General features: G+C 60.1%; 13 protein-coding genes. All 13 read right to left on the bottom strand.

Annotation, left to right across the window (positions count from 1 at the left end):
- Window positions 1–8: 8 nt before the first annotated feature.
- The 13 genes from lpxB to tsf all read right to left on the bottom strand — a co-directional run bounded on the left by lpxB (window position 9) and on the right by tsf (window position 13,394).
- Entirely contained in the window at window positions 9–1,148 is a 1,140-nt protein-coding gene (lpxB, locus tag KW821_RS00335; protein ID WP_218289851.1) for a lipid-A-disaccharide synthase, read from the bottom strand.
- The gene (gene lpxA / locus KW821_RS00330) at window positions 1,141–1,932 is read right to left on the bottom strand and encodes an acyl-ACP--UDP-N-acetylglucosamine O-acyltransferase (protein ID WP_084228369.1); all 792 of its coding nucleotides are present in this window, start codon (window positions 1,930–1,932) and stop codon (window positions 1,141–1,143) included. The genes lpxB and lpxA overlap by 8 nt, the downstream gene beginning before the upstream one ends.
- Before the next feature lie 2 nt (window positions 1,933–1,934).
- A complete protein-coding gene (gene fabZ / locus KW821_RS00325) occupies window positions 1,935–2,396 on the bottom strand; it encodes a 3-hydroxyacyl-ACP dehydratase FabZ (RefSeq protein ID WP_042038166.1) in 462 nt (153 codons plus the stop codon).
- A gap of 24 nt (window positions 2,397–2,420) precedes the next feature.
- Complete coding sequence (gene lpxD / locus KW821_RS00320) at window positions 2,421–3,440, bottom strand: UDP-3-O-(3-hydroxymyristoyl)glucosamine N-acyltransferase (protein WP_042654315.1); 1,020 nt, start codon at window positions 3,438–3,440, stop codon at window positions 2,421–2,423.
- Window positions 3,441–3,443: 3 nt separating this feature from the next.
- Window positions 3,444–3,956: an OmpH family outer membrane protein gene (locus tag KW821_RS00315; protein WP_042654057.1), complete on the bottom strand. Its 513-nt coding sequence runs from the start codon at window positions 3,954–3,956 to the stop codon at window positions 3,444–3,446.
- A 149-nt stretch (window positions 3,957–4,105) separates the two neighbouring features.
- Window positions 4,106–6,529: an outer membrane protein assembly factor BamA gene (bamA, locus tag KW821_RS00310; RefSeq protein WP_218289849.1), complete on the bottom strand. Its 2,424-nt coding sequence runs from the start codon at window positions 6,527–6,529 to the stop codon at window positions 4,106–4,108.
- A 34-nt stretch (window positions 6,530–6,563) separates the two neighbouring features.
- Complete coding sequence (gene rseP, locus KW821_RS00305) at window positions 6,564–7,916, bottom strand: sigma E protease regulator RseP (protein ID WP_218289847.1); 1,353 nt, start codon at window positions 7,914–7,916, stop codon at window positions 6,564–6,566.
- Window positions 7,917–8,051: 135 nt separating this feature from the next.
- Window positions 8,052–9,251: a 1-deoxy-D-xylulose-5-phosphate reductoisomerase gene (gene ispC / locus KW821_RS00300; protein WP_218289846.1), complete on the bottom strand. Its 1,200-nt coding sequence runs from the start codon at window positions 9,249–9,251 to the stop codon at window positions 8,052–8,054.
- A gap of 67 nt (window positions 9,252–9,318) precedes the next feature.
- Window positions 9,319–10,176 carry a phosphatidate cytidylyltransferase gene (locus tag KW821_RS00295; RefSeq protein ID WP_042654061.1) on the bottom strand — a complete coding sequence of 286 codons (858 nt, stop codon included), beginning with the start codon at window positions 10,174–10,176 and terminating at the stop codon, window positions 9,319–9,321.
- A 27-nt stretch (window positions 10,177–10,203) separates the two neighbouring features.
- On the bottom strand, window positions 10,204–10,980 hold the full coding sequence (gene uppS / locus KW821_RS00290; RefSeq protein WP_218289845.1) for a polyprenyl diphosphate synthase: 777 nt from the start codon (window positions 10,978–10,980) through the stop codon (window positions 10,204–10,206).
- A gap of 72 nt (window positions 10,981–11,052) precedes the next feature.
- Window positions 11,053–11,610: a ribosome recycling factor gene (gene frr / locus KW821_RS00285; protein ID WP_042654063.1), complete on the bottom strand. Its 558-nt coding sequence runs from the start codon at window positions 11,608–11,610 to the stop codon at window positions 11,053–11,055.
- Between the two features lie 96 nt (window positions 11,611–11,706).
- Window positions 11,707–12,441 (bottom strand): UMP kinase, encoded by a 735-nt coding sequence (gene pyrH / locus KW821_RS00280; protein ID WP_042654064.1) that lies wholly within the window; start codon window positions 12,439–12,441, stop codon window positions 11,707–11,709.
- Between the two features lie 71 nt (window positions 12,442–12,512).
- Complete coding sequence (gene tsf, locus KW821_RS00275) at window positions 12,513–13,394, bottom strand: translation elongation factor Ts (RefSeq protein WP_042654065.1); 882 nt, start codon at window positions 13,392–13,394, stop codon at window positions 12,513–12,515.
- Window positions 13,395–13,406 lie beyond the last annotated feature (12 nt).

The following is a 13,406-nucleotide window of genomic DNA, read 5'->3' as shown; positions in this document are numbered from 1 at the left end:
GGGGCGCGCTATCTGCCGAGCAGTTCGGCGACCGCCTCGGCGGCCTGCACGTCGGCGTTGCAGCGAATTTTCTTGTGCAGCCGGGTGAAGGTGGCGATGAGTTCGCTGTTGTCGTGTTCCAGCAACTTGCTGACCTCGTCCACCAGATTGCACGGGGTGCACTCATGTTGGAGGAGCTCGGGCACCAGCATCTGGTCCGCCAACAGGTTGGGCAGGGAGACATAGTCCGTCTTCACCAGCCACTGGGCCAGCCAATAGCTGAAAGGCTTGAGCTTGTAGCCCACCACCATGGGTTTCTTCACCAGCATGGCTTCCAGCGCGGCGGTACCGGAGGCGAGCATCACCACGTCGGCGGCGATCATGGCCTCACGGCCCTGCCCTTCCAGCAGCACCATGTCGAGATCCGGCGCCACCTCGGCCTTGATGGCCATGAACTGCTCACGCAGTTTCTGGTTGACCAGCGGCACTATGAAGCCGAGATCCGGGCAGTGCACCGTCAGGTGCTTGCACGCCTCGAGAAACACCGGTGACATGAAGCCGACCTCGGCACTGCGACTGCCCGGCAGCACCGCCAGCCAGCGCCGGCTCGGGTCGATGCCGAGCGCCTGGCGCACGGCGGCCTGATCCGGCACCAGCGGAATGGCATCGGCCATGGTGTGCCCCACGAAACGGCAGGGGGCATCGAAACGGTCGTAGAAGGCTTTCTCGAACGGCAGGAAGGCGAGCACCAGATCGGTGGCGGCCTTGATCTTGTGAATGCGGCTCTGGCGCCAGGCCCAGACGGAGGGGCTGACATAGTGAACCGTCTTGATACCGGTGCGGCGCAGCTTCAGCTCCACCCCGATATTGAAATCCGGTGCATCCACCCCGATGAAGATATCAGGGGGATTGGCAATAAAATGGCGCAGCAGCTCGCGGCGTACCTGAAGGATGCGGGGCAGACGGCCCAGCACCTCGGTGATGCCCATGACGGAAAGCTCTTCCATCTCGAACAGCGCCTTGACGCCGAGCGCCTGCATGCGCGGTCCGGCGATGCCTTCGAAGCGGGCATCGGGATAGCGGACCAGCAGCTCCCGCACCAGACCGGCAGCCAGGATGTCGCCGGAGGTCTCTCCGGCGACGATGCCGATGCGGATCGGGTCAGGCACGGATGATCCCGCGCTCGTTGTCTTTGAGGAAGTCGACATAGAGCTGGACGGCCGGTTCGGCTTGAGCCATCTCGATCAGCACGGGCAGCACCTCCTCGATGGTCTTGCCGGAGCGGAAGATCTCCTTGTAGGCGCGCTTGACGGCGGAGATGGCCTCAGGGCTATAGCCACGGCGACGCAGGCCTTCGGAGTTGACCCCGAACGGCTTGGCGTAGTTGCCGGCCGCCATCACATAGGGCGGTACGTCCTTGTTCAGGGCGGCGCAGCCACCGACGAAGGCGTGGGAGCCGACCCGACCAAACTGGTGAATGGCAGAGAGGCCGCCGAAGATCACGAAATCGCCGATCACCACGTGGCCCGCTAGGGTCGCGTTATTGGCGAAGATGCAGTTGTCACCGATGATGCAGTCGTGGGCCACGTGCACGTTGACCATGAACAGGTTGCCGCTGCCCACCTTGGTCAGGGCCTGATCCTGGGTGGTGCCGCGGTGCACTGTGCAGTTCTCGCGAAACACGTTGTTGTCACCGATCTCGAGGAAGGTGCGCTCACCGGCGTACTTCTTGTCCTGGCAATCCTCACCGATGGAGGAGTGCTGGAAGATCTTGTTGCCACGGCCGATCCTGGTCGGGCCCTTGATCAGCACATGGGAACCGACCCAGGTGTTGTCACCGATTTCCACCTCGGCTCCAATGACGGAGAAGGGGCCGATTTCCACCCCTTTGCCGATCACCGCAGACTCATGAACGATGGCAGTATCGTGAATGATGGCAGTCTGGTCGATCACGGTTACACCTCGCGCTTTGCACACATCAGTTCGGCGGTACAGACCACTTCACCATCAACGGTAGCAACACCGGTGAACTTGGCAATGCCGCGACGCTCTTTTAAGAACACCACGTCGAGCACCAGCTGATCGCCAGGGCCAACCGGGCGCTTGAAACGAGCGTTATCGATTGAAGCAAAGTAATAGAGTTCGTTGGGGGACGGTTTGCCCACCATGGTAAAGGCCAGGATGCCGGTCGCTTGGGCCATGGCCTCCAGGATCAGCACGCCGGGGAACACCGGCTTGGCCGGGAAGTGGCCTTGAAAGATCGGCTCGTTGAACGAGACGTTCTTGATGGCACGCAAGGTCTTGCGCTCATCGCTGATCTCGTAGCTCTCGACCTTGTCCACCATCAGGAACGGATAACGGTGGGGCAGCAGATCCATGATTTCCTGGATGCCCAGGCTCTTCTTTTCAGTAGTCAAAACAGTACCCTATACCAATCGTGATTATTCTTGACCCAGCTTTTTCTCAAGTCGGTTCAACCGCTTGTGCATCTCTTCGATACGCATCACCCGGGCGGCGGTCTTGCGCCACTCTTTATTGGATTGCAGGGGGATGCCGGAAGAGTAGATACCGGGCTCGGTAATGGGTCGCATCACCATGGCCATACCTGTGATGGTGGCCTGGTCGCAGATCTCCATGTGCCCGTTAAAGACGGAGGCGCCGCCAATGATACAATATTTGCCGACCTTGAGACTACCGGCCATCGTGGTCGCACCCGCGATGGCTGTGCCATAACCAATCTCGACGTTGTGGGCGATCTGGCACTGGTTGTCGATGATGACATTATCCGCGATGCGGGTATCTTCCAGCGCACCCCGGTCTATGGTGGTACAGGCTCCGATCTCGACCCGGTTGCCAATGGTCACGCCACCGAGCTGGGGGATCTTGATCCACTCGCCACGTTCGTTGGCATAACCGAAGCCGTCGGCCCCGATCACAGTGCCGGCTTGCACCAGACAGTCTGTGCCCAGGGTCACGTTGTGATAGAGGGTGACGTTGGCCCACAACCGGGAGCGCGCTCCCAGTCGGGTATGCTTGCCAACGAAACAACCCGGGCCAATGCGCACGTCATCCCCCAGCACGACGCCGGATTCGATGACCGCATTGGCGCCGATGGCCACTCTCTCGCCCAGTTGCACGTCCGCCGCAATGACGGCACTCGGATGGATATCCGTGGCCGGCTGCGGGGTGGTGTCCAGCAGTTGGGCTACCCGGGCAAACCCCACATAGGGGTCTTTGAGCACCAGAGCATTGGTGGGACAAAATGGCAAATCCGCCTCTGTAATGAGCACGGCCGTGGCCTTGCTCTGCTCCAGATAATGCCGGTATTTTTGATTGGACAGGAAGGCAATGTCACCCTCCCCGGCCTTTTCCAGTGTCGCTACCTTGCGGATTTCCTGGGTCCCATCGCCATGGACCTGGGCCCCCAGTTGCTGGGCCAGCTGTGCGAGAGTGAATGCCATCAATTAGTTGCTCTTGCTTACCTGAGAAATAACCTGGGAAGAGATGTCCAGCTTGCTGGCGGCATAAGGCGCGGCATTGCGCTCCAGCACCAGATCATAACCATTGCTCTTGGCGATGGAATCGATGGCAGCCTGGACCTTGGTCAGGATCTTGTTGCGCTCTTCCGCCTGGCGACGGCCGTTGTCTTTCTCAAACGCCTGACGCTTCTGGTTGAACTCCATCTGCAGCTTGGCCAGCTTCTCCTGGTTCTGCTTCTTCTGCTCGTTGCTCATGAAGGCTTCGTCCTTCTTGAACTTCTCGACCAGTGCCTGACCGTCGGATTCCAGCTTCTGCAGCTCGCGCATGCGCGGCTCGAACTCGCCCTTCAGCTTCTTGGCCACGGCTTCACGCTGGGGCAGCTTTTGGAAGACTTCGCCCATGTCAACCACGGCGATCTTGGTCTCAGCCCAGGCGGAGCCCATACCGGCAGCCATCAGTGCAAAACTCAAACCAGCTACTTTCAACGCTTTATTCACACTTACTCCTTGGTCCCTCGGTCGAGGGCTACCTGATTTAACTGATTGTGCAAGCAGTCCTTGGGACCGGCTTGTTACCTGGTGAGGCACGCAAGCTGCGCGTCCCATCATTGAATACCCCCACCGAGGTGGGGGAGCGTCCGCCCTCTTTAGAAGGTACGGCCGATGTTGAAGGAGAATACTTCAGTATCATCCCCTTCGTATTTCTTGAGCGGCTGAGCCAGCACGAATACCAGCGGGCCCATGGGAGAGAGCCACTGCAGCGACAGACCGGCCGACACCCGGATATTGCTGGGGTCGGAGTAATCCATCAGGTAGTTACAGCCGCTGAAGCAGCGGTTCTGGTACTGCTCATAGTTGAAGGTGGTATCCCACACGCTGCCGGCATCGATGAAGAAGCTGGTCCGCAGCTGGGGCTGATAGCTTTCGGAGGCGAAGGGCGTCGGCACTATCATCTCAAGGGAGGCGACCGCCAGGGCGTTGCCCCCCACCGAGCTGTCGGTGCCCTGGATCACGTCGTTACCACCCAGGTTGTAGTAATAGAGCGCCTTCGGACCCACGGTGTTGCTCTTGAAGCCACGCAGGGTATCGAAACCACCGGCATAGTAGTTCTCGAAGAACGGCAGCACGTGGTCATAGTCACCGTTGCTGCCGTAACCGTTACCGTAAGAGGCGCGGGCCTTGGCCAGCATGACCCATTGGTGGTCCGCATCGAACGGGAAGTAGTGGGCATCTTCGGCGTTCAGCTTGAAGTACTGCAGATCCATGCCAGGCAAAGTCACCTTAGCGTTGACACGCTGACGGTCACCGGCGGTCGGGAACTGGCCCTTGTTGAGGGTAGAGCGGGTCCAGCCGGCGGTGACGTCGACGGTGTTGAACACCATGCGGTTGTCACCATCCAGGTTGCCGCTGTACACCTTCCAGAACTCATCCACCTGCACATAGGGGTTGGGCTGGGACAGCTTGTTGTTCTCGTAGCCGAGGCTGAAGTCGAGACGGTTGTTCTCGTTGACCGGGAAGCCACTGGAGAGGCGGAAGCCGATGGTGGTGTTCTCGTAGTCAACGATGTTGGCATCGGCCGCGCTGAACTCGTTGTAATAGAGTCGGCCACCCAGGCTGACACCGTCGACGGTGAAGTAGGGATCGTTGTAGCTGAGATCGATGTTCTTCGAGTAGTCGTTGGTGCTGGCGTTGATACCGATCTTCTTGCCGGTACCCATGAAGTTGTCCTGCTGCAGGCCCGCCTGCAGACTCAGACCCGATTCGGTACCGTAACCGATACCCGCGTTGATGGAGCCGGCCGGCTGCTCCTTGACCTTGAAGTCGAGATCGACCTGATCATCGCTGCCCGGCACCCGCTTGGTGTCCACTTCCGCGCTCTCGAAGAAGCCGAGGCGGTTGAGACGGGTCTTGGACTGTTCAACGTTGTCGGAGGAGAGCCAGGTGCCTTCCATCTGACGCATCTCGCGTCGCAGCACTTCGTCCTGGGTGGTGACGTTGCCGCTGAAGTTGATGTTGCGCACGTAAACCCGGGGGCCCGGCTCGATGTTGACGATCAGCTCCACTTCCTTGGTCTCGTCGTTGACCTGCGGGAAGGTGGTCACCTTGGGATAGGCGTAGCCGTAACGACCGAGGAACTTGGAGAGCACCTCTTCGGTGTGGGTCACCTGGCTGGCGGAGTAGACGCTGCCCGCCTCGATGGGGATGAGCCCCTTCATCTCGCTGCCGCGATCGATGAGATCGCCCTTGACCTGGATGCCGGAGACCTTGTACTGATCCCCTTCCTTGATGTTCAGGGTGACGTAGACGCCCTTCTTGTCCGGGGTCATGGAGACCTGAGTCGACTCCTGCTGGAAGCGGATGTAGCCACGGTCCATGTAGTAGGAGCGCAGCACTTCGATGTCGCCGGCCAGCTTCTGCTTCTGATAGCGCTGATCGCCGGTGAAGTTCCACCAGGGCACGTCGTCCTTGAGGGAGAGCTGGGCCAGCAGTTTCTCTTCCGGGAACACCTGGTTGCCGACGATGTTGATCTGCTGGATCTTGGCCGCTTCCCCTTCCACGAAGGTGAACTTGAGATCGACCCGGTTACGGGGCAAGGGGGTGACGATGGCCTTGACCTTGGCGGAGTATTTACCCACGCCGTAGTAGAAGTCTTCCAGCCCCTTCTCGAGGGAGCTCAGCACGGTACGATCCAGCGGATCGCCCACCCGGATGCCGGAGGACTCCAGGCTCTGGGTCAGCTGCTCTTCCTTGATGTCCTTGTTACCGGAGAACTCGATGCTGGAGATGGTCGGGCGCTCCTTCACCACGACTTGCAGCACCTGGCCGTCACGATAGACTTTGACGTCCTCGAAGTTACCCGAGGCATACAGCTTCTTGATGGCGTTGGCCAGGGCCACCGAGTCCACGGAGTCACCGACCCGGACCGGCAGATTCAACAGGGCGGCGCCCAGGGTCACCCGCTGCAGACCCTCGACCTGAATGTCTTGCACCACAAAAGAGGCAGGGGCCGCCTGAGCCAGGAAGCTGGCTCCCAGCAGGCAACTCAACACCAATGCTTTTTTAACAGCCATTTTGTTCTTATGTGTCCTTGTTGATGCTCTAGCCTCAGAGGCGAGCGAAATCATTAAACAGCGCAATGCCCATCAGTAACATCAGAATGGCGGCGCCTATCCTGAACCCAACTTCCTGAATTTTTTCTGGTACCGGCTTGCCGGTGACTGCCTCGATGAGGAAGTAGACCAAGTGGCCTCCATCCAGCACCGGCAGGGGAAACAGGTTGATGATCCCCAGGTTGACGCTGATCAACGCCAGGAAACCGAGGAAATAGACCAACCCGTAATCGGCGCTGCTGCCGGCCCCCTTGGCGATGGAGATGGGGCCGCTCAGATTGTCCAACGAGACGATGCCGCCGATCAGCTTGCCGATCATGTCAAAGGTCAGCGTGATCAGGCTCCAGGTCTTCTGGACCCCATGCCACAGGGCTTGCAAAGGCCCATACTGTAACAGAACTCGATACTCATCCGGTAATGGAACCAGTTGCGGCGACAGGCCGACGAAACCGACCAGCTGGCCCCGTACTTTTTTCACGTCCGGCAGCAGGGTCAGGGTCAACTCATTCCCCCCGCGCTCCACCATTACCTGCAGTGGCTGCTCCGGCGATTGCTGTACCCGCTCGACGAACTGGGTCCATTCGGTGATCTCCTGCTCGCCGACCCGCTTGATGCGATCCCCCACCTGCATGCCGGCTTTCTCGCTGGCGCTCTTGGGCACGATGGCCTCGACCACCGGGAGCACCTTGCCACCGAGCGGCACTATCCCCAGGCTGCCGATGGGAGACTCTTTGTCCGGATCGAAGGTCCAGCTCTCCAGCATCAGCGTCTTGTCGATCCCATAGCTGGTGTCCGCCGCCTTCAACTTGAGCTGTACCGACTTGTCCCCCAGATGGCTGATGAGGGCGTAGGTCACGCTCTCCCAGTCTCCGGTCTCCTCATCGCCGACCCCGACGATCTCCATGCCCGGCGCTATGCCGGCCTGGGCCACGATGGAGGCGGGACGCACCTCGCCGATCACCGGCTTGACGCTGGGCACACCTATCATGAACATCAGCCAGAAGGCGAACAGGGCGAACACGAAGTTCGCCATGGGACCGGCCGCGACGATCGCCATCCGCGCCCAGACGCTCTTGTGATTGAAGGCCTGCGCCTCCTCCCCCGGTTTGAGTTCATCGACCCGACCGTCCAGCATCTTGACGTAGCCACCCAGCGGGATCAGGGCCAGCACGTACTCGGTGCCGTCCTTGCCGACACGGCGCCAGATCGCCTTGCCAAAGCCGATGGAGAAGCGCTCCACCTTGACGCCACAGCGGCGGGCCACCCAGAAGTGGCCGAACTCATGCACCGCCACCAGCAGCCCGAGGGCGACGATGAAGGCACCGATATTCCACAGTACGCCGCCCATCAGCCGATCACCTCGTGCTCATCGCCAACAGGGCGCCCGAGGGCGTTGTCATTCCACAGTACAACACCCATCAGTGGTTGATCCCGAGGTCATACCCGAGGGCGTAGAGAGGGGCCTCTGGCCAGCACAGTCCGTTCATCGAGCAAGCTCCTCTATCAGTTGGTGGGCACGGACACGCGCCGTGCCATCCAGTGCAATCAAATCGTCAAGCGATGTTACGGCAGAACTGCCCAGCGCCGCCATGATGGACTCGTTGACTCTGGCAATATCCATAAATCCAATCCGCTCTGCAAGAAAAGCCGCGACGCTCTCTTCATTGGCGGCATTGAGCGAGGTGGTCGCCGCCTGTCCTTGCTGGCAGGCCGCCATGGCCAGCGCCAGGCAGGGATAGCGTTCGTAGTCGGGACGGATAAAGCTGAACTCTCCGACACTGAAGAAATCCAAAGGTTCCACCCCAGATTCTACCCTGCCCGGATAGGCCAGGGCGTGGGCGATGGGGGTACACATGTCGGGGTTGCCGAGCTGGGCCAGCACTGAGCCATCCTTGTACTGCACCATGGAGTGGATGACCGACTGGGGATGGATCACCACCTGGATCTGCTCAGGGAGGGCATTGAACAGCCAGCGCGCCTCTATGTACTCCAGCCCCTTGTTGATCATGGTGGCAGAGTCCACCGAGATCTTGGCCCCCATGGACCAGTTGGGGTGCGCGATCGCCTGGGCTGGCGTGACCTTGCCCAGCGCGTTGATATCGGTATAGCGGAAGGGGCCGCCCGAGCCGGTCAGCAGGATCTTGCTGATGCCCGCCCCCGCCAGATCGCAGAAGCCGGGTTGGCGCTGAATGGCCTCCGGCAGGCACTGGAAGATGGCGTTGTGTTCGCTGTCGATGGGCAGCAACTCGGCCCCATGGTGGCGAACCGCCTCCATGAAGAAGGCTCCGGACATCACCAGCGCCTCCTTGTTGGCCAGCAGGATCCGCTTGCCGGCACGCACGGCCGCCATGGTGGGGGCCAGCCCTGCGGCCCCGACGATGGCGGCCATCACGCTGTGGGCATCCGGGTGAGCGGCGACCTCGCACAGGGCCGCCTGACCGGCCAGCACCCGGGTGGCGCTGCCGTGGGTCCTGAGCCGCTCGGCCAGCTCGCGGGCCGCGGTCTCATCTACCATCACGGCGAAACGGGGGGAGAATTCGAGACAATCGCGCAGCATGGCATCCACGCTGCGGGCAGCCGTCAGCGCCAGCACCTGCCAGCGGCCCGGATTCTGCCGCAGTACCCTGAGGGTGCTCTGACCGATGGAGCCGGACGCTCCCAGGATCACCAGTGAGTTGTGCATCAAGACTCCTGAACGAGTAACAGACCGATGGAGCCAGCGGCCCTCGATATCATCAGAAAGTTATGCATCAAAACCCCTGACCGAGTAACAGATAGCTGAGCAGGAAGACCGGCAGGGCCGCCGTCAGGCTGTCGATGCGATCGAGGATGCCACCGTGGCCCGGCAGCAGGGTGCCGGAATCCTTGATGCCCGCCTCCCGTTTGAACATGCTCTCGGTGAGATCGCCGAGCACGGAGGCCAGCACCGCCAGCAGGGAGCACAGCAGCACGACCCCCATCTTGGCGGGCACGAGGCCCATGAACCAGGTTACACCAATCGCCAGCAGGCTGGCGGTAAACAGGCCGCCCAGCATGCCCTCAATGGTTTTGCCCGGACTGACGGCCGGTGCCAGCTTGTGTTTGCCAAACGCCTTGCCGAAGAAATACGCGCCAGAATCTGCCGCCCAGACCAGGCCCATGACGAACAGCAGGATCCAGGCCCCCATCATGGGGTCGTGATAGAAGTTGTAGCCACGGATGGCCACCAGTGACCAGAAGAAGGGCACCAGGGTGACCAGACCAAACAGGGATTTCAGCCAGACGGACTTTTTCCACAGGCTGGCGCTCTGGGGATAGCGCAACACCAACAGCAGGCCCAGCAGCCACCAACTGACCGCAGTCCAGAGCACCCCCATCAACAGAGGATGCAAGTGAGGGATCCAGAGCTGCTCCACCGGCACCCAGAACAGACTGGCCCCGAGCAGCAGACAGAACACCAGCGGCAGCCATTGCTGCGGCTGGGCAGAGACGAAGGCGCTCCACTCGCGGCTAGCCAGCAAGAACACCAGGGCAGCCAGCAGGGCAAAGAATTTCAACGGCAGGAAAAACAGTGCCCCCAAAACCAGGGGTACTAACAGTAATGCGGTAATAATTCGTTGTTTTAGCAAAAGAAACCTCTCTCTTGGGAGCGGGGTTTAGCCGGTCTGGTGCTCGGCGATCAATTCCCGTATCTGTTCACCCGTGCACCCGAAGCGGCGCTCGCGGGTCACGAAGGAGGCAACCGCCTCGCTGAACTCGGCCTCGTTGAAATCGGGCCACAATACCGGGGTAAAATAAAGCTCGGCATAGGCGAGCTGCCATAGCACAAAATTGCTGATGCGATGATCGCCTCCGGTGCGGATCAGCAGATCCACCGGCGGCAGATCGGCCATGCAGACCTGCTGCGCCAACGCAGTCTCATCGACCGCTTCGGCATCCAGCTCACCGGCCGCCACGGCGCGGGCCAGCTTGCGGGCCGCCTGGGCGATGTCCCACTGGCCACCATAGTTGGCGGCGATGTTGAGGGTCAGCCCCTGGTTGTCGGCGGTCAGTGCCTCGGCCTTGGCGATCTTGGCCTGCAGCCGATCGCTGAAACGGGCGGTGTCGCCTATCACCTTGAGCCGAATGCCATTGCTGTGCAACTTCTTCACCTCGCGGCCCAGCACCGTCAGGAACAGCTCCATCAGGGCATTCACCTCCCCTTCCGGGCGCCGCCAGTTCTCGCTGGAGAACGCAAACAGGGTCAGCGCCTCCAGCTGGGCACGGGCGGCAAAGGTCACGGCCTCGCGCACGGACTTCACGCCCGCCTTGTGGCCAAAGACCCGCATCTTGCCACGGTTCTGAGCCCAGCGACCGTTGCCATCCATGATGATGGCGACGTGACGAGGCAAGGACGAGCTGGCGCTATCGCCTAGCGCTGCCAAAAGCGACATTCATTTCTCCCACAAAGACAAAAGCGCCGTGCAGGGGCACTACACGGCGCTCGTAATATACCTGTCGGAGGCTTAGATTTCCATTAGCTCCTTTTCCTTCGCAGCCAGGGCTTCGTCTATCAGCTTGATGAAGGCGTCGGTGAGCTTCTGGATCTCTTCCTGGGCACGACGATCGTCGTCTTCGGAGATCTCTTTGTCCTTGAGCAAGGACTTCAGGTCGGCGTTGGCGTCGCGACGGATGTTGCGCACGGCAACCCGGGCACCTTCGGCTTCGGCGCGGACGATCTTGGTCAGATCGCGGCGACGCTCTTCGGTCAGCGGCGGCAACGGCACGCGCAGAGTCTGACCGTTGCTGGACGGGTTCAGGCCCAGATCCGAGGTCAGGATGGCTTTTTCCACCGCCTGGATCATGGAGCGATCGAAGATGGAGATGGACAGGGTGCGGGCATCTTCTGCCACTACGTTAGCCAACTGTTTCAGAGGAGTGGCTGCACCGTAATACTCCACCTGGATACCGTCGAGCAGGCTCGGGTGAGCGCGGCCGGTACGGATCTTGGACATCTGGGTCTTGAGCGATTCTACGCTCTTGGCCATGCGGTCCTTGGCGTCGTTTTTAATCTCGTTGATCACAGTGGTTTTCCTTTTGACGAGCGAACCCTGAGCAGGTCCGCTTCTGACTTATTTACTGACGTAATGGATAAGAGCGCCTTCCGGCTTGCTGCTACCTTATTTGCTGATGTGATGGATCAGTGTGCCTTCCGGCTCACCCATGACAACGCGGCGCAGGGCACCCGGTTTGTTCATGTTGAACACCCGGATCGGCAAGTCGTGATCACGGGCCAGGGTAAAGGCTGCAAGATCCATCACTTTGAGCTCTTTATCAAGCACTTCGTTGTAGCTGAGCTCATGATACAGCACGGCGTCCGGATTCTTAACCGGATCCTCGTTGAATACACCATCGACCTTGGTGGCCTTGAGCACCACGTCGGCTTCGATCTCGATGCCGCGCAGGCAGGCTGCGGAGTCGGTGGTAAAGAAGGGATTGCCGGTACCGGCAGAGAAGATCACCACCTTGCCGGCACGCAGCTGGCTGATGGCCTCGGCCCAGCTATAGGAGTCGCAGACGCCTTGCAGCGAGATGGCAGACATCAGACGGGCATTCACATAAGCACGATGCAGGGCATCACGCATGGCCAGGCCGTTCATGACGGTCGCCAGCATGCCCATGTGGTCACCCACCACGCGGTTCATGCCCGCCTTGGCAAGACCGGCACCGCGGAACAGGTTGCCGCCGCCGATGACCAGACCGACCTGAACACCCAGCTCAACCAGCTCTTTGATCTCTTGGGCCATCCGTTCCAGCACCGCTGGATCAATGCCAAAACCCTCGGATCCTTGCAGGGCTTCACCACTCAACTTCAGAAGAACACGTCTGTATGCAGGCTTGGGATTGGTACTCATGTCACTGATTCCTGGTCATATAAAGACCGCGACATAAGTCGCGGTCTGGGGAAACGGAAAAACCGGTTCGATTAAGCCTTCTGAGCGGCCGCGATTTGGGCTGCAACTTCAGCCGCGAAATCGGTCTCTTGCTTCTCGATGCCTTCGCCCACTTCGAAACGGGTGAAGGAAACAACGTCAGCGCCTTCTTTCTTCAGCAGCTCGGCAACGGTCATGGAAGGATCTTTCACGAACGGCTGACCAGTCAGGGAAACCTCACCGGTAAACTTCTTCATGCGGCCTTCAACCATCTTCTCGGCGATGTCTTTCGGCTTGCCGGAGTTGATGGCGATGTCGATCTGGATTTCGCGCTCTTTGGCAACGACTTCGGCGGACACGTCTTCCGGCTTGACGAACTGCGGGCTGTTGGCAGCAACGTGCATGGCCAGATCTTTGGCCAGCTCGGCAGTACCACCGATCAGCTTGGTGATAACACCGATACGGGAACCGTGTACGTAGGTGCCCAGGTTGTCACCTTCAACCAGCATCACGCGACGCAGGTTCATGTTCTCACCGATCTTGGCGATCAGGTTGGTGATGGTCAGCTCGATGGACTCACCGTTACCGAAATCGGCGGCCTTCAGGGCGTCAACGTCAGCAATCTTCTGGGTCGCGGCGATGTCGGCGATCTTCTGGCCCATGGCCATGAAGCTGGCATCTTTGGCGACGAAGTCGGTTTCGCTGTTCAGCTCGATCATGGCGGCAATGTTGCCTTCGGTACGGGCAAAGATCACGCCTTCAGCGGCGATACGGCCGGCTTTCTTGGCGGCTTTGGCCTGACCGGATTTGCGCATGTTCTCGATAGCCAGCTCGATGTCACCAGCGGCTTCTTCCAGTGCTTTTTTGCAATCCATCATGCCAGCGGCGGTGCGCTCGCGCAGTTCTTTTACCAGGGCGGCAGTAACGTTAGCCATGTTCAGTATCCT

Origin of the sequence: Aeromonas sp. sif2416 (assembly GCF_019218665.1) — a bacterium.
Lineage (GTDB): Bacteria > Pseudomonadota > Gammaproteobacteria > Enterobacterales > Aeromonadaceae > Aeromonas > Aeromonas encheleia.
Note: the sequence above shows the minus strand (reverse complement) of the source record. Positions and strands in the feature narration are given on the sequence as shown.